Genomic DNA, 17,038 nt, shown 5'->3' with positions numbered 1-17,038 from the left:
GTCAAAGTTTTTCTTTTGGAAAAGAATAATATTCTCTATACTTCCTTACATAAATAATGATATATTTCGTTGCCTATTTGAGAGAGTATCCTTTTGGAAAGGACGTCATCCTCTTGCTCCGAGAGCACGGTTACAACTAGTTTTCTATTTCCAACAAAAAATATACCCACATCATGTCGAGTACCCGGTATCCAACCAGTTTTGTTTGCAAATTCCCAAGCAGGCATTCCATTGTTAAAGTTAGAATACGGAGAAGGAAGCTTTTCCGGCAAACAATCTCGAACTTGTTGTTTTTTCATAATATCGATCATTAGTTTACTTGCTTCAGTACTAACCAGTTCTCCTTGAGCCATTTTAGTCAGCAAGATGCCAACATCTTTTGCAGCAATGCGATTAGAACCAAGTGGATTGGGTTTACTCAACATAAGCTTGTTATAAAATGTACTATATACCATACCAGCATCTTTCATGGTCTGTTGAATGTTTTCTACTCCAACTAAATCTATTAATAGATTAGTAGCCGTATTATCGCTTTGAATGATCATCAGAAGAATGATATCCGATAGTGGCAGAGAAGTACCTGGAGTTAAATGCTGGAGAACACCGGACCCTCCTACATACTCCTCCTTTTTTAGGCTAATTAAATCACTCAGTGACAACTGCTTACGTTCCAACGCCTGAAAAACAGCAGCCATGATCGGCACTTTAATAACACTCGCTGCGTAAAACAGCTCTTGTTCATTGTGCTCCCACTTTTCACCTGTATTCAAATCCTCTAATACAATTCCCCAAGTCCCCTTGGAAGGTGCAATCAACTTTTGAACCTTGCTTCTAAGCTCCTCCACTATCCAGCCTCCTCTAGTCATTCTATTTCTTTTATTATAGACTAAAGTATATTATATTTTTTGAAAATTTAATCTACAAGGAGTATTTATATGACTCAACTATTATTGTTACAAAAGGTAATCGATCATATCGACAATCACATTAAAGAAGATATGAAAACTGATAACCTAGCACAGCTAATCGGTTACTCTCCCTTTCATTTTTCTCGTATTTTTCATCAAGCAACTGGTTATACCCCCATGGATTATGTACAAAAAAGGAAGTTACAATTTGCTTTGGTAGATCTCCTTCAGGGAAAAAGAATTATTGATATAGCAGTAGAATATGGTTTTGAAACACACGCTGGATTTACAAAATCGTTTAAGCGCTGTTTTGGTAGTCCCCCAAGCTTGTATAGGATGCATTGTCCCATATCATTTCCACAAAAGTTGTGTTTAGAAAGTCTTCTACAAAAGAAAACTGGCGGAATAGTTCTTCAACCTAAGATTATATCTCTCCCACCTTTTATGGTTGCAGGAAAGACATTTGAAACACGGTTAAAGAATATAACTTATACAAGAGATGCTCCTGCTTTTTGGGATCAAAGAATACCTTCTGAAGAATCTATTGAAGCCACTTTATATGATCTTCTGTCGCCTAAAATACACGGAGAGTATTGCTTTAACCTTAGCGGACCAGAGCTAGAAAATCATTTCACCTATCTTTTTGCCGTAAATTATGACGAGGGAACAACCATACCGGAGGGAATCATTAAGTTACAGGTTAAAGCGGCAACATATGCAGTATTTAAAACCCCTTTGGTACTAGAAGAGCACTTTGTTTCCTCTATAAAAGGAACTTGGCAGTATATTTTAGAGGACTGGCTCCCGAACTCTCAGTATGAAGTAGATGAAGGTAGTTACGATTTTGAATACTATGATGAACACTGCCATGATTGGGAGTATGACAAAATCTATATGGAAATTTACCTGCCGATTAAAGAGAAACTATAAGGTTCGGCAGGATTTGAAGCACTAGCCCTTAGCTTTTCTTAAAAGAAAACGATATAAGAACAGGACTGGGCTTAAAATTATTGCACTTACTATAATAGCCGTCCTAATAGTAAAGCTTGTGGCAATATAGCCAATAAACGGTCCTCCACTTATTTGCCCTATTGCATCGACTTGCCCCTTTACAGAAAAGAACGTTGCACGAGTCGAGGAGTCCTTAATGAGTTTATTTAACCAAATATCCTCCAATGGGTACATAACTTTTCGACTCACTTGAATGAAAACATAGCATATAAACAAGCCGATGAAGTACCTGGAAACCGCAAAGCCTATTAATGCAATCACCAGGCTGATGCTCCCTATAAAAAGAGCAATGTATATCCGATGTAATTCCTGATAGATTGTGCTTTTGTTTAAAAAGTGGAGTACTATAAACGACACTAGAACAACTACTAGTTGAAAGCCGCCCGTCAATAGCACTAGCTGTTCATTTCGCAAACTGCTTATGAACGTTGTATCAAGCACGTGAGCAAGCCATAGACGATCAAAGCCTTCACTATAAAAACCTATAATTAGTGCAATTAGAAAGAGCATACGTAGGATAAAGCTAGTTTTGGAAAAAAGAATAATCTTACTTACATTCTGTTTCATAGCCTCAAATGTAGTGATTCTATCCGTTCTTTCAATTGGTTTAAAATGCTCCTCTTTCATAAAGACTATAAGAATAGTAGCCAAGCCTATCATACAAAGGCCTCCAATAATAATAGGTAGATTAATCATGTAATAACCGGTTAAAATACTTAACGGTATGGCTACTAGTTGACCCAAATTCCCAGCCTTGGCTCCCCTCAGATATGCCATAGAAGCTTTTTCTTCTCCTATTTCATCTGCAATCCAAGCTTGCTGAGATCCACTTGTAAAGGTATAACCTATCCCCCACGCCACTTGGGCCAATAAAACTATCGAAAAGTAGGGAAACAATCCCTCTAATAAAAAACCTATTCCTATTAAAAAATACCCAATAATAATGGACAGCTTTCGGCTCTTCAAGTCGGATACCACTCCTGTTGGAATTTCAAATAGAAATACAGATAACTCTAGTACCGTTCCCACCAAAACAAGTTGCAACGGATCCAGCTTAACTACGCTCACGTGATACAACAAGCTGACTGTAAATATATACGTAAAAAATAATTGCGATACAAAGCAAATAAAAATATACAGCTGATAGGAATCCCTTGTTCTATTCAAAAACATTTACCTCACCTCTCCAATGATTATAAAAAGAGGTGCAACCTGTCGCTTATCCAAATTTGCTACATTGAATAGATTTTATGTTATATTGAAAGAACAATTAAATAATGTGTAGATTTAGGTGTTCTTTTGTCAGCAAAAGAACTTAAAAGGGAAGTTCGGTGAAAGACCGACGCTGTCCCGCAACTGTAAATGGGAGCGATTCTTTATAAACCACTGTGTAACAACGGGAAGGAAAGAAGAGCTATGAACATGAGCCAGGAGACCTGCCTATTTCAAGTACACACCGAAAACCTACGCGGATAGGAGGGTGTTAAGTCAGCTATGAACAAGCAATTGCTTGATTTTACTGTCGTACGAAAAACATAATAAAATTACAGGGGCTACTACGGTCCTGTTTTCATAGTGGATTTTATTAAGTTTCTAATCGTACTGATCAAAAAATTATACTAACTAGCATCTTCTTTTATAAAAAAGAGGATGCTTTTTTACGTACAAAAGAGAGGAATTTGTAAATGAAAAAAGATATTTATATTGCATACTTTAGACAAGTATTAATGACAAACCATGTTACAAATACATCAATATCACTACAGTCTACCTTTGAGGAATTGAAAAAAGACATTGAGCTTAATTCAACCTCGAGCATAGAGGAAAAAAAAATTATGCATCGTCATTTAATGGATGCACACCATCAAATGAAAAATGAGATTTCTGGACAAAAAGAAGAGTAAGTCTTAGGAGTATTCATCCTTTTGACAGCTACATGTGTTAAAAGGATTCCATAAAGAGTGCTTGGTACATAACTAATCAATAAATAAAAAACGTGAAATCGTCTATTTGATTTCACGTTTTACTATTTTTTTGCTAGATACTTCCTTCTAAGGAATTTCTCTATTCTAGTTGTTTGTAGAGGAGGAGACAACAACGAGGAGATGGAAGTCATTCCCCCGAAATGATTCTGCCGTAACGGAAAACAACTGTAAATCATGGAATATGAGCCCAAAAACTTTACTAGTTCGTAAAAATTTTCGAGGCTTTTTATTTGGAGGAGAGGTTTGACCCAGCCTCCTTTTTCTCAAGTTTAAAGATCCTGGTAATCCCTTTGATATTTCCCGCCGTCTTTTACTTCTGAATGGTACAAAGCTTTCAAAGCAAAACTTTTTTCTAAGTCATGCTCCTTCATTACTTCCTTCAATCTTTTTGCTAAGTCTGGACTAAACTTCACAAGCTCTTCCATTTTAGATTTTGAATATTGCATATCATTACCTCCCCACTATCATTGTTTCTACAGTATAGCACTTGTCTAAAAGTCATACGAAAAAATCGTTTTCTTAAGAACTGTAAAAAATCAGTAACCGATATTATTTAATTTGAGAATAGTGCCCATAAATTATGTAGTCACATTTTTTTCAATTTTACATAAATTAGTTTGACAATTCAAAATCGAAATGTTAACCTATTGAACAAATCTTTCCTTAAGGAAATTTATTATCACGAAAGAAAATTATATTTTTTTATTCTAAAAGTTTCCTTAAGGAAATAATTTATAACAAAGGAAAAGGAGTGTGCTAAGTGAAAAAGTTCTTTGTTTTTTTGATTGCGAGTTTTTTATTGGTTGGCTGTAGTGACAATAATTCCGGGAAGGCTAATGACGATAAGCCCCTAGTAGTCACAACTACGGGTCAAATTGGAGATGCGGTTAAAAAGATTGCCGGCGATTATGTGGTGGTTAAATCCTTAATGGGGCCAGGTGTAGATCCACATCTTTACAAGGCAACACAAGGGGACCTACAAGTATTAGAAGATGCAGATATCATCTTTTATAATGGCCTAGAACTTGAGGGGAAGATGAGTGATATTTTTGAGAAAATGCAAAAGGAGAAATCAGTAGTGGCAATTGGAGAAGCTGTTCCAAAGGATAGAATATTAAATGACGAAGCTCATCCAGAATTATTTGATCCACATATTTGGTTCGATATTGAGGTTTGGAAAATAGCTACCCATGAAATAACAAAAGCACTCGTCGAGGAATTTTCCTCTAACAAAGATCAATTCTTAGAAAATGAAACAAAGTTCTTTGATGAACTAGATCAATTAGATGAATGGACGAAGAAACGGATTAGTGAAATACCTGAAGAGCAACGAGTGCTTGTTACCGCTCATGATGCCTTTAAATATTTTGGTAAAAGCAATGGACTGGAAGTACGGGGATTACAAGGTCTCAGTACGGAAGCAGAATACGGATTAAAGGATATACAGAACATTGTAAATTTTTTAGTAGAGCAAAATATCAAAGCAGTATTTATAGAATCCAGTGTCTCAGATAAAGCGATGAATGCCGTGATTGAGGGTGCAAAGGAAAAAGGGCATACGATAAAAATTGGTGGGGAGCTATATTCGGATGCGATGGGTGCAGAAGGCACAGAGGATGGCACTTATATAGGAATGTATACGCATAATGTCAATACAATTGTAGATTCACTTAAATAGGAGGCAAAGAAATGAACGCATTACAGGTAAGGGATTTATCTGTTGCTTACGAGGAGAAGGTTGTATTAAGCAATATCAACCTAAATATCCCCAATGGCCAAATAACTGGTATCATCGGACCAAACGGAGCTGGCAAATCGACATTGATTAAAGCTGTACTAAATCAACTACCTAATAAAACCGGCTCTATATCCATTTTAGAGCGACCACTGAACCCCAAGGATCATGTAGTCGGATATGTTCCTCAGCGTAATGCTGTAGATTGGGACTTTCCAACAAATGCACTGGATGTAGTGTTGATGGGGCGGTATGGACATATTGGAATAATTCGAAGACCTTCTTTAAGAGATAAGCAAATTGCTCTGAATTGCTTAAAAAATGTAGGAATGGAAGCCTATGCGGAACAATCAATCGGCCAGCTTTCCGGAGGGCAACAGCAACGCGTCTTTTTAGCTAGAGCTCTCGCACAGGAAGCCGAGGTTTACTTCATGGATGAACCATTTGTGGGAGTGGACGCGGCCACGGAGAGAACGATTATTTCCATTTTGAAGGAGTTAAAATCTCAAGGTAAATCCGTGTTCGTGGTTCACCATGACTTGCAAACAGCTGCTGATTACTTTGATTGGATTGTGTTATTAAACCAAACAATTATTGCTGCCGGGCCTACTGACATTACATTTACTCCAGCTAATTTACAAGAAGCATACGGTGGAAAGCTTTTTTTCATGGATCAAGCAACTTCAGGAAAAAATGCCATATGAAAGAGGTGACCAGTAATGTTGTCGGGTAATTTACTTTGGGTTCTCGCTGGGGCTATTCTATTAGGGATAGCTGCTGGTTTAAATGGAACGTTTGCCTTTCTTCAAAAGCAAAGCTTAGTAGGAGATGCAGCAGCACATGCTGCACTTCCTGGCATTGCGCTAGCCTATTTAATATTTGAGAAAAAAGATTTACCCATCCTCATGATAGGAGCCGCTATAACCGCTACCCTTTCTGTATATATGATTCAATGGATTGTGAATCATTCCAAGCTAAAGGCCGATGCAGCCATTGGTTTAATATTATCCGTCTTTTTTGGAATCGGAATTGTATTAATAACAATAGTTAACCAAAGCGGGACCGGGAACCAAAGTGGTTTAAATGACTTTATATTTGGAAAGGCAGCTACAATGGCTAAAAGTGATTTAATCTGGTTATCCGGTAGCGCCCTATTAATCATTGCTATGTGTTTATTATTCTTTAAGGAATGGAAATTAATGATTTTTGATCCTGTCTTTGCAAAGGGTATTGGATTACCAATAGAACGTCTACGTATCTTGTTAACTGCCTTGACCGTATTAACTATAGTCACAGGTATTCAGGCAGTAGGAGTTATTTTAATGGCCGCCATGTTAATCATTCCTGCTGCTGCAGCTAGATTTTGGTCTAGCCACCTTGGTGTAATTTTGGTCACGAGTGCCTTTTTTGGGGCTTTATCTGGAGCACTTGGCACCATGATTAGCTCTCTGCGCACTGGTTTATCCACTGGCCCAATAATTGTTTTGGCAGCTGCTTCATTGTTTTTAATATCTTATTTTTTCGCACCAACAAGAGGGCTACTTTCTAAGCTTCGGAAAAAACGTATATTTAAACAACAGCGTGTGGCAAGAGAGGTGACTAACCATGAATGAGTTTTGGGTTCTTTTAACTGGGTCACTTGTTGGCATAACCTGTGGTCTTACCGGAGTCTTTCTAATCCTACGGAAAACAGCAATGATTGCGGACGCCATTAGTCATACAGTTCTGTTTGGAATTGTGGTCGCCTTTATGGTCACTCAATCATTAAATGGAGTTTGGATGCTTATAGGAGCGGCTATTGCAGGATTGCTTACCACCTTTCTAGTACAGGTGCTTCAATCAGGCGGTTTGCAAGAGGATGCGGCTATAGGGGTAGTATTTACCTCTCTTTTTGCCTTAGGTGTATTATTAATCACCTTATTTGCAAGCAATGTTCATTTAGACGTAGAGCATGTGCTGATGGGGGAAATAGCGTTCGTACCGTGGGATACATGGAGTATATTAGGATTTGAAATGCCTAAAGCAGTTTGGATGCTACTGTTTGTTCTATTACTAAACATAGCTTTTTTAGTATTGTTTTATAAAGAAATTAAACTCTCTACCTTTGATCCATTGTTCGCTATTTCTATTGGATTACCTATCATGGGAATGCATTATTCCTTTATGACACTAGTCTCCCTTACGACCGTAGCTGCATTTGATAGTGTAGGTGCAGTATTGGTCGTTGCCATGCTAATCGGCCCTGCGGCTACTGCCTATCTAATGAGCAAAAGTGTTCCCGGTATGATTATTTGGAGCATGACATTTGGTATAACAGCAGCTATATCTGGCTATTACTTAGCAAAGCTTTGGAACACTTCTATTGCAGGTATGATGGCAGCAATGATAGGCATTCTTTTTATGCTCGTTTTTCTATTGAAGCCTCATGATGGATGGCTTTGGAAAGCTTGGGTATCACTGAAAAAAGATTGACCGAAAGCTATTTCTCGATAACTCCCTCTCACCTTTTGTTTATCACTGCTTTTGCTATAATACAAGAAAGGAATAAACAGAGGGTGATGTTATGCATAAAACTATTGGAATTCTTGCACACGTCGATGCAGGAAAGACCACATTTTCAGAGCAACTGCTCTTTCATACAAAGACAATTAGACAGCGAGGAAGAGTCGACCATAAGGATTCCTTCCTCGATAGTCATTTAATAGAAAAAAATAGAGGTATTACTATTTTCGCTGACCAAGGAGTATTTTCTTATAATAACTCTACTTATTATGTTATCGATACTCCAGGCCATGTCGACTTTTCTCCTGAAATGGAGCGGGCCATTCAAGTAATGGACTACGCCATCATCATCATAAGTGCCGTAGATGGAGTAGAAGGACATACGGAAACAGTTTGGCAGCTACTTCGAAAGCATCAGATTCCCACGTTCTTCTTTATCAATAAAACTGATTACGAGGATACCGATCCTGCGGCAGTTTTACAGGATATTCAAGCTAATTTATCGAAGGATGCCTGTCACCTAACTAATGCATATACGGAGGAACTAATCGAGTTTATCGCTGAACGAGATGAGGTCCTTTTAGATACTTATATGGAAACCGGGTTTGATGAACAGCTATGGACAGGCAAATTCAAGCAAATGATTAAGGAATGTACCGTATTTCCTTGTGCATCTGGCTCAGCCTTAAAGGATATTGGAGTGTTGGACTTTTTAGAATCACTGGACTTGCTTACGGAAACAGACTATAACACTGACCAAGCTTTTACTGCTCAAGTATACAAGATACGCCATGATGAGAGTGGCAATCGAGTTACCTTTTTAAAGGTTTTAGGCGGAAAACTTAAAATAAGGGACGAAATAAATACTGGAGATGGACAGGAGAAAATAACACAGCTTCGTCAATATAATGGCAGCAAGTTTAAGACACTCGATGAAGCGAATGCAGGTGAACTAGTTGCTGTGACAGGGCTAACCGCTGCTTCTATTGGAGATACCATCGGTGCTACTCAAAGTAAAACACATTTCGATTTAATACCTACTTTAAAGTCTAAGGTAATCTTCGACGATTCCACCCATGTAAAAGAGGTACTGAAATCTTTTAGACTACTAGACGCTGAGGACCCATCCCTACAGGTTTATTGGGATGAGTATTTTCAAGAGGTCCAAGTACATGTGATGGGTGTAATTCAACTTGAGGTGCTTGTACAAATTGTTAAGGAGCGCTTTCATTTCGATGTGATGTTTGGAGAACCTAAGATTCTTTACAAGGAAACGATTGAGACCGCTGTTAAGGGCTATGGTCATTTTGAGCCATTAAAACATTATGCTGAGGTACACCTATTAATCGAGCCTGCAGAGAGAGGTTCTGGAGTGACCTTTCATAACATTTGCCATGCAAATGATCTGTCTATAGGAAACCAAAACCTTGTGCAGCATCACCTTTTAGAGAAGTCTCACCATGGTTTACTGACAGGTTCTGCACTTACTGACGTTAAAATCACTTTACTAACTGGGCGGGGACACAATGAACATACCTCAGGTGGAGACTTTAGAGAAGCGACTTACCGGGCACTACGTCAAGGCTTAGAAAAGGCACAAAATGTAATACTTGAGCCTTTTTATGATTTTAAAATTAAAGTAAATATGGATTTAATCGGAAGAGTTCTTTCAGATATCCAACAGGCACACGGAACATTTGATCCACCAGAAAATGTAGGCGATAAGGTTATCGTCAAGGGGAAAGTACCTGTAGCTACTTTTATGAGCTATAGCACTACCTTCGCTTCCTACACTCATGGCAAAGGGACACTCAGCCTGCTATACAGTGGCTATGATCGCTGCCATAACCAAGAGGAGATAATAGAAAGTATCGGGTACAACAAAGAGGCAGATCCAGAATACACCTCTACCTCTATCTTTTGTGCAAAGGGTACTGGATACAAAGTTCCTTGGTACGAGGCTGAAAAAGCGATGCATTGTCTATAAGACTTTTCAGGCCATATCTTATTTTTATATTTCATAACGATAAATCATAAAACGCTCATTGTGATTTTGTTCATAGAGCTCGGGTATACGTATTTCCTTCCATAGATTGAAAGCAGTCTCCTGCTCCAAAAATTGAAGATATTCGGGGGTTGGGTAGTAGAGAATGATATCTACTGTCCTCTCCGATTCATCTACTGACTCTAGAATATTATGAACAACCTTTTGAAATATAGGAGTAGAGAAAGGATTAAAGAAATAGAAGCAATCTTCCTGAGCGTCTATTTTGTATTCCTCTGCCAAGCAGCACTCAAAGCTAATGGATGCTCGTGTAGGCTTAGCTCTTTCCATATACTTCATGAGGTTTTCCATTGCCTGCTGATAAAGCTGACCACTCATCTCTATTCCTGTTACAGAGATGCTATGGAAATAATGCACATAGAACGGCACTCTACCTTTTCCGCATCCGAAGTCTAACATTCTGTTACAAGCCTTCCAATCATAGGCCTCAAACAATACCTGTAATGCGCTATATGGGGTTGCCTCGTAACGATTATAATGAGAGGACTGATATTGCCACTCCCTCATTCCAGCTGTTTGTATTCTTAATAATCGTTCGTAGTCTGACTCTTTCATCGCAACCTCCTTGATTCTTTTTATTGAGCAAAAATATGCTGCTGGACCCAGTCATTTTTTTGACTGTTAGCTTCCTCCAGTAATGATACCTTAAATGGATTACCTTTTGACACAATTGTCCCTGTAAACGAAGGATTTTCAATACGGATTATCACTTTCTCTTGAACTACTCTTTTGGTGATTTGTAGCTTCGCAATTCCACCAATGTTGGTGCTATCAAACTGTTGAGCAGAGAAGAAGTTACCTAGCGAGTAGAAGACATGGGTTTCACCCATGCTAGTCGCTATTCTTTCATAGGGCTGAATGACATGAGGATGGTGACCAAAAATTACATCGGCGCCTGCCTCGGCCATCCACTTGGCAAGCTCTTTTTGATGTTCACTTGGCTCTAGGGCGTACTCTTCTCCCCAATGTATACTTAGAACTACCACATCTACCTTGGACTTTAAGGCTATAATATCTTTTTTTATTTGTTCTTTATTTATTAGATTTACTAAATATTCTTTTCCCTCAGGTATCTGGTGTCCATTCAACCCATAAGTGTAATTTAAAAAGCCTAATCTGACACCCTTCACTTCGAATATCCTATCCGTTTGTTGGTCCTCCACTGATTTATGGGCTCCCACGTAAGGAATATCGTTAGCTTCCATTGTTTCAATAGCTGCTAATAAGCCTGCTTCCTTTTTGTCTAGCGTATGATTATTGGCGCTTGAGATGAGATCTACACCAACCGCCTTAAGATCTCGAATAATATGAGACGGACTAGAAAAGTTAGGGTATCCAGACAAGCCGAATGTTGTTCCTGCAGGTGGAGATTCCTGATTTGCTAATAAAAAATCTAAGCTTTTCAACTCTTTTTCCACTTCTTGAAAAGATGGTAGGAAGCTTGAGTAATTATAGAGAGGACTATGCAATAAAACATCTCCTACCATTCCTATCTCTATCTGAGTCTCTTTGTATAATTGATGAAAATTGGTTACCTGTTTACCAGAAAAATCTTCTTCAAAGGAATTTGTTATTTGTGCATTAAAAAAAGATAAAACGACGATAAATAGTAATAGAAAAGAGAGTAAAAATTTCATGCCTCAGACCTCCTCCTATCATCTTTATCTATTCTTCTGTCTAATATACACATATAAAAATCCACCAGCTCCTAGCAATCGTAAAAACGAATTGATTGTCATAGCTGACTCCATGCCAACAAGCTCTAATAAAATAATACCCATTTGAGGAGCAACAAACGCTACTAATGCCAATAAAACGTTATATGTCGTAATACAATAAGTTCTTGACTGTTCTGGTGATTTTTCTAAAAGCAAATTAAACAATATGAGTACAGTCCCAGATAGAAAGAAACCAGACGTCGTTTGAATCATAGTTAAGTAGTATAAGTTAGTAGACAGCACAACAAGGAATGGTGTTGTAGCCATTCCTACTGCAGCCCAAATAAACATTCGAAGATTGCTATATTTCTCTGCCCAGCGCCTCCATAAAGGAAAGGTAAAAAATTGCATGAGCATACTGCCCACCGAGAACATACTTATCCAAAAAATCGTAGCTCCTGCTATTCTAACATTATAAATATTGAATAGACCCCACGCCATCTGCCATGCAAAGTTAAAAAAGAGAGCGGCTGCTAAGAACGAAACATATTTGGAATCTTTAAATATAGACCAATCCATTGATTTCTTTTTTTCAACGCTTTCATCTATTTGAACAGGTGCTTCTTCATGCTTCATAACAAAGTACACTTCTAATATTCCAAATAATAAGGCTACCAAAAACAAAATTTGATATGCACTTACACTTGCAGAAGCCTCTCTCATTACGATACCGATCATTAACGTGGCTACAAGACCAACTAAAGTCAACAATCGATTTCGATCACTAAAAAATTGACCTCTCCGCTCTTCTGCAATCATCCCACTGATAAACGTTTGCCAACCTATATTGGCAACGGTATTGGGTACACTGATAAGGGCAATAATAATTAAAAAAGACCAGGCCTGCATAGATGGCGAAGGTAAATAAATCACTAATACAATAAATAAGAAACATAATCTTGCAAGTAAAATTGACCCTGCGACTAGCTTCTTTTGAGTATAGGCTTTGTTCAAAAGGATAGCTGCAGGCACTGTCATTAGCAATGCGATTAGAGGAGGAAGTGAACTGATTAATCCAACCTGGTAGTTAGTTGCGCCTAATATAGTGATCGCAAAGATCGGGAAAAAATTATTAGAAAAATTTAAAGCAATAGTAGAAGCCATGCCATGATATATACTGACTTTCTCGTTATACGTTCTCAAGATTCATTCCGTCCATTTCATATGAGATAGATAGAATTATATACCTCATTTCCAGGAAAACAAGAGTATTATTTACAAATATTTCCCTTATAAATCTAACGGAAAAAATACAAATTTAAACCAACCGTTAATAAAGCAATGCGTTAGACAATATTTCTTCATAGAAAGTACACAAAAGGGTAGCTTTAAACATTTCATTTTATTCGTTAAACCCTTAGAATATAAGGAGTTATCAGTTTTATCCTGATATGACAATTATAAAGTTTTCTAGTTTACAAATTGACTGGAAAGAGTATAATGGGTAGTTGGTACAGGACATTCATGTAACAATATGCTAACTTTAGCACTAATATAAACTGCTTCCCTTTTGTTTTAAAGAAGATGGGGTGAACAAAAATGGCAATTACACAAGAGCCGGAGCTTACACTAGTTGAACATTTAGCTGAGCTTAGAAAACGCCTAATAATTATAGCAGCTACCTTTATCCTATCTCTTGCAGCAGGATTTTGGTTTGCTCCTAAAACATTAAACTTTCTTAAGCAACAGCCCACAGCAGCACATGTAGAATGGAACATATTCGGTTACACGGATGGTTTATTGATCTATGTAAAATGTGCTTTAGTCTTGGCTATTCTTGTAACCTTACCAATTGCTATGCATCAATTATGGTTATTCGTAAGACCGGGGCTATTGGACAAGGAAGCTAGAGGGACTATTTACTTTATACCAGTTTCTTTTTTCTTATTTTTAGCTGGTATTAGCTTTAGCTACTTTATTTTATTTCCTTTGATGTTAGATTTCATGTCTAATATCAATGAATCTATAGGTGCCACAGAAACCTATGGAATGCAGCAATACTTTACATTTATGTTTAATTTAATTATTCCTGTTGGAATAGTGTTTGAACTGCCTGTAATTATTTTATTCCTTACGAAGCTAGGAATTATCACGCCAGATCGACTGCGTAAGATGAGAAAAGTTTCATACTTCGTATTAGTAGTTGTAGGGGTTTCCATTACACCTCCAGACTTTATCTCAGATTTCATCATTATCATACCTTTATTGTTATTATTTGAAATAAGCATTTTAGTATCATCTTGGTCTTATAAGCGTCGGTTAGCCAAAGAGGCTCTTTTAGAAAAAGAACTCGAGGACAGCCAAAGTGAATAAGCATGATATAATAACGATACACTTGACTAATACTTAAGCCATTTGAATAGATAGACAATTATATTCATTAGGAGGAAACACCATGCCAAACATCGGCGTACCAGGTTTAATCATTATTCTAATCATTGCTTTAATCGTCTTCGGACCTTCTAAATTACCTCAACTAGGTAGAGCAGTTGGACAAACATTAAAAGAATTTAAAAAGTCTACAAAAGACATCGTTGACGATGTAGCTGAAGAATTCAAGTTAGAAGACACTGATACAAACGCTAAAAAGAAAGCATAATAAAAAAACCGAGCATATATTTTGCTCGGTTTTTTTGTTCTTGATCACTTATATTCCAAGGGATGCGGGAGAGGTTTTCCAAAGTAGTATCCTTGAAATAATTGATAGCCTGCGTCTTTCAGCCATTCAAAATCCTCTTTTTGCTCTACCCCTTCTGCTAATGGGATGGAATGGATTTCTAATGCTTTTTCTAAAAATTGCAATGCAACTCTTTGTTTCTCTTTATCAGAGGTCACCCCTTGAACATATTTCATGTCCAGCTTCATATAATGGGGCTTAATATCCTCTAGCATTTGCAGAGTGCTATGTCCTACTCCTACATCGTCTAAGGCATATTGGTAGCCCCTTGCTTTATAAAAGGCCAGAATCTTTTTTAAGTGGTTAACATCTTCTATTTTTTCAGTTTCTACAACTTCAAAAACCAAGTTTCTAGGATTAACACCTAGACGATTGGCTACCTCGTTGGTGGATTTAAGACAATGCTCCGGCGAATAGATAGAGGTTGGTATAAAATTTATGAATGCTTTTTTATTGTCTAGCTTTGCAGCATATTTTACAGCAGTCATTCTACAAATCCGGTCTAACGCATAAAGTCTTCCTCTCTCTTTAGCAGCGCTAAAAATCTGGCCAGGATATAAGATTTCCCCATCCTCATCTAAAAATCTAGAAAGAAGTTCATAGGCATATGTCTTGTTATTTTTATCTACAATTGGCTGATAGTAGATAATTACTTGTTCGTTCCTAATTACACTGTCCACCCACTCTACCTTAAACAATTCCTCTATCTTATAGAAAGGTTGCCAATCCTTATTAGGAATCTTATAGGATATCTTCGTAATATCTAAATGATCTATACTATAGTCAACAAAGTCCTTCGCATCATTCTCGCGAAGAGTAAAATGACGATTATTCTCTTCTAACTTTAATGTCCTACTTTGAATAAACTCTATTATATCCGGGAACACCTGATTATTCAGGTCACCGTCCATTTTGAACTCAACTATCAAATCTCTTACTGCACAACCGCTACATTCCAATATAATCCCTCCTACCTATAATACTATTCATAATTATGTATTTTTTCCTATTATAATGATTATATTAAATATTTTGTTACATGCATAATCAGAAGTCTTTGATTGATGATTATTAAATAAATATAGGAAGATGGGAGTAGCAACAAAAAGTAATTTCAAAATTCATAAACACATTCAATGGCTGTCCGATAAGGAAACACAAAAAAAGAGAAGCGCATCTCAGGCTCCTCCTTTAAGGTCTTTATAGGTTTTTAAAGAATACTCTGATGACATCAGCACCTCCGATAATTGTGCCGAGAGAACCAAACAGGTTAGTTAACACTAAAACTAGCAAGACTCTTGTCACCTTATTTTTCCAGAATCCTTTTATCGTAAATACATCTTCGGACAGCCTTTCAAAATCCCCTATCGTTGGTCGTTTCATATAAGCCTGCACTAATCCTGAAAACCAACCAGAGGCTAATATAGGATGGAGTGCGGTTATTGGTGCCACGATAAATGCTGTAACTACAGCTAAAGGATGACCTAATGCTACAATTGCTCCTATTGCTGCCATGGATCCCGTCCAAATAATCCAGCTCCATGCTTGGTCCCATCCTGCCGTAGGATTAGCTATAAAAGTATAAGCAACCAAAGCTATTAAAAGGATAGGCAAGGACCATCCAATGATTTTAGGTAAAATAGATTTCGGAGGGACAGCAGATAGTCTTTCTAAATCTTGATGCTTGTATATTTCTTTTGTAATCCCCGGAACATGAGCTGCCCCTAAAACTGCTACAACTTTTTTCCCTGGAGCTTCCTTAATCTTTTGAGCTAAGAACTGGTCTCTTTCATCGATTAATGGTGTTTTCAACCTTGGAAATGACTCTGTGAATTCTGCAAGCACTGCGTTGAGAGTGTCTTGTGACTTCATATTCTCTAGCTCTTCTTCTGAAATGGTATCTTTACTAAAAATGCTATAAAATACTGACGTTAGGAGCTGAGACTTACCAAGCCAACCAAGATTATGCCAGATACGTGAAAATGTTATTTGGATATTACGATCAGCTAGTACAAGTTCTGCTCCATTTTCTTTTGCACTCTCTATCCCTTGAATCATTTCCTGGCCGGGTTTAATATCAAACTGCTTCGCCATACGGTTTTGAAAGGAAGAAATAGCTAAGTTCATCAATAGCAATGTTGCTTTCTTCTCTTTTATGATTTTAAAAATATCTGTCTCTTTCCATTTGTTATTATCTGTAATAGATTGATATCTCTGTTCGTCCAACTCTATACACACGGAATCCGGTTTTTCTTTTTCAATCACTTCTTTCACCTGCTCAGCACTTAACCTTGAAACGTGAGCAGTACCAATCAAAATAATTTCCTTGCCATCGACCTCTAAACGAGTTATATTTGCTTCCGACATAAACTACTTCCTTCGTGTAAATGTATTTCTTTACATAGTCGACTGAGCATGTAAAGACTTGTATCTATAA

Annotated in this window: 17 protein-coding genes and 1 riboswitch; of the genes, 9 read left to right on the top strand and 8 right to left on the bottom strand. The window is 37.4% G+C overall.

What is annotated here, in order from left to right; translation table 11 throughout:
• Positions 1-35 precede the first annotated feature (35 nt).
• Positions 36-845, bottom strand: a complete 810-nt coding sequence (locus tag MKX96_RS00605; protein WP_340881299.1) for a serine hydrolase — start codon at positions 843-845, stop codon at positions 36-38.
• A 90-nt stretch (positions 846-935) separates the two neighbouring features.
• On the opposite strand from MKX96_RS00605, the gene MKX96_RS00600 reads away from it, so the two are divergent.
• Positions 936-1,838: an AraC family transcriptional regulator gene (locus tag MKX96_RS00600; RefSeq protein WP_340881298.1), complete on the top strand. Its 903-nt coding sequence runs from the start codon at positions 936-938 to the stop codon at positions 1,836-1,838.
• Positions 1,839-1,859: 21 nt separating this feature from the next.
• On the opposite strand, the gene MKX96_RS00595 is transcribed toward MKX96_RS00600, so the two are convergent.
• Positions 1,860-3,092: an MFS transporter gene (locus tag MKX96_RS00595; protein WP_340881297.1), complete on the bottom strand. Its 1,233-nt coding sequence runs from the start codon at positions 3,090-3,092 to the stop codon at positions 1,860-1,862.
• A 99-nt stretch (positions 3,093-3,191) separates the two neighbouring features.
• Positions 3,192-3,377, top strand: a riboswitch (cobalamin riboswitch).
• Between the two features lie 227 nt (positions 3,378-3,604).
• On the opposite strand from MKX96_RS00595, the gene MKX96_RS00590 reads away from it, so the two are divergent.
• Entirely contained in the window at positions 3,605-3,823 is a 219-nt protein-coding gene (locus MKX96_RS00590; RefSeq protein WP_340881296.1) for a hypothetical protein, read from the top strand.
• A 350-nt stretch (positions 3,824-4,173) separates the two neighbouring features.
• On the opposite strand, the gene MKX96_RS00585 is transcribed toward MKX96_RS00590, so the two are convergent.
• Complete coding sequence (locus MKX96_RS00585; RefSeq protein ID WP_169361273.1) at positions 4,174-4,350, bottom strand: hypothetical protein; 177 nt, start codon at positions 4,348-4,350, stop codon at positions 4,174-4,176.
• Between the two features lie 314 nt (positions 4,351-4,664).
• Between MKX96_RS00585 and MKX96_RS00580 the strand changes: the two genes are divergently transcribed.
• The 5 genes from MKX96_RS00580 to MKX96_RS00560 all read left to right on the top strand — a co-directional run bounded on the left by MKX96_RS00580 (position 4,665) and on the right by MKX96_RS00560 (position 10,128).
• Positions 4,665-5,582 carry a metal ABC transporter solute-binding protein, Zn/Mn family gene (locus MKX96_RS00580; protein WP_340881295.1) on the top strand — a complete coding sequence of 306 codons (918 nt, stop codon included), beginning with the start codon at positions 4,665-4,667 and terminating at the stop codon, positions 5,580-5,582.
• A gap of 11 nt (positions 5,583-5,593) precedes the next feature.
• The gene (locus MKX96_RS00575) at positions 5,594-6,343 is read left to right on the top strand and encodes a metal ABC transporter ATP-binding protein (protein ID WP_340881294.1); all 750 of its coding nucleotides are present in this window, start codon (positions 5,594-5,596) and stop codon (positions 6,341-6,343) included.
• Positions 6,344-6,358: 15 nt separating this feature from the next.
• Positions 6,359-7,252, top strand: a complete 894-nt coding sequence (locus MKX96_RS00570) for a metal ABC transporter permease (RefSeq protein ID WP_340881293.1) — start codon at positions 6,359-6,361, stop codon at positions 7,250-7,252.
• Positions 7,245-8,111 (top strand): metal ABC transporter permease, encoded by an 867-nt coding sequence (locus MKX96_RS00565; protein ID WP_340881291.1) that lies wholly within the window; start codon positions 7,245-7,247, stop codon positions 8,109-8,111. Before MKX96_RS00570 ends, MKX96_RS00565 begins: the two co-directional genes overlap by 8 nt.
• A 91-nt stretch (positions 8,112-8,202) precedes the next feature.
• Positions 8,203-10,128 carry a translation factor GTPase family protein gene (locus MKX96_RS00560; RefSeq protein ID WP_340881290.1) on the top strand — a complete coding sequence of 642 codons (1,926 nt, stop codon included), beginning with the start codon at positions 8,203-8,205 and terminating at the stop codon, positions 10,126-10,128.
• Between the two features lie 24 nt (positions 10,129-10,152).
• Here the strand turns inward: MKX96_RS00560 and MKX96_RS00555 are convergent, their stop codons facing one another.
• From MKX96_RS00555 to MKX96_RS00545, 3 genes are read right to left on the bottom strand one after another with little or no spacing between them, the layout of a single operon-like run.
• The gene (locus tag MKX96_RS00555) at positions 10,153-10,761 is read right to left on the bottom strand and encodes an SAM-dependent methyltransferase (protein ID WP_340881289.1); all 609 of its coding nucleotides are present in this window, start codon (positions 10,759-10,761) and stop codon (positions 10,153-10,155) included.
• A gap of 20 nt (positions 10,762-10,781) precedes the next feature.
• A complete protein-coding gene (locus tag MKX96_RS00550) occupies positions 10,782-11,843 on the bottom strand; it encodes a CapA family protein (protein WP_340881287.1) in 1,062 nt (353 codons plus the stop codon).
• A 24-nt stretch (positions 11,844-11,867) separates the two neighbouring features.
• Positions 11,868-13,067, bottom strand: a complete 1,200-nt coding sequence (locus MKX96_RS00545; RefSeq protein ID WP_340881286.1) for an MFS transporter — start codon at positions 13,065-13,067, stop codon at positions 11,868-11,870.
• Between the two features lie 396 nt (positions 13,068-13,463).
• Between MKX96_RS00545 and tatC the strand changes: the two genes are divergently transcribed.
• Together tatC and tatA are read left to right on the top strand one after the other, a co-directional pair.
• Positions 13,464-14,237 (top strand): twin-arginine translocase subunit TatC, encoded by a 774-nt coding sequence (gene tatC / locus MKX96_RS00540; protein ID WP_169361282.1) that lies wholly within the window; start codon positions 13,464-13,466, stop codon positions 14,235-14,237.
• Positions 14,238-14,319: 82 nt separating this feature from the next.
• On the top strand, positions 14,320-14,523 hold the full coding sequence (gene tatA / locus MKX96_RS00535) for a twin-arginine translocase TatA/TatE family subunit (RefSeq protein ID WP_169361283.1): 204 nt from the start codon (positions 14,320-14,322) through the stop codon (positions 14,521-14,523).
• Positions 14,524-14,567: 44 nt separating this feature from the next.
• Here tatA and MKX96_RS00530 read toward each other — a convergent pair whose 3' ends face one another.
• Both MKX96_RS00530 and MKX96_RS00525 read right to left on the bottom strand, forming a co-directional pair.
• A complete protein-coding gene (locus MKX96_RS00530) occupies positions 14,568-15,560 on the bottom strand; it encodes an EAL domain-containing protein (protein WP_169359773.1) in 993 nt (330 codons plus the stop codon).
• 241 nt (positions 15,561-15,801) lie between these two features.
• On the bottom strand, positions 15,802-16,968 hold the full coding sequence (locus tag MKX96_RS00525) for a TraB/GumN family protein (protein WP_340881282.1): 1,167 nt from the start codon (positions 16,966-16,968) through the stop codon (positions 15,802-15,804).
• Between the last annotated feature and the right edge of the window lie 70 nt (positions 16,969-17,038).

It is taken from the genome of Psychrobacillus sp. FSL W7-1493 (assembly GCF_038004905.1).
GTDB lineage: Bacteria > Bacillota > Bacilli > Bacillales_A > Planococcaceae > Psychrobacillus.
Note: the sequence above shows the minus strand (reverse complement) of the source record. Positions and strands in the feature narration are given on the sequence as shown.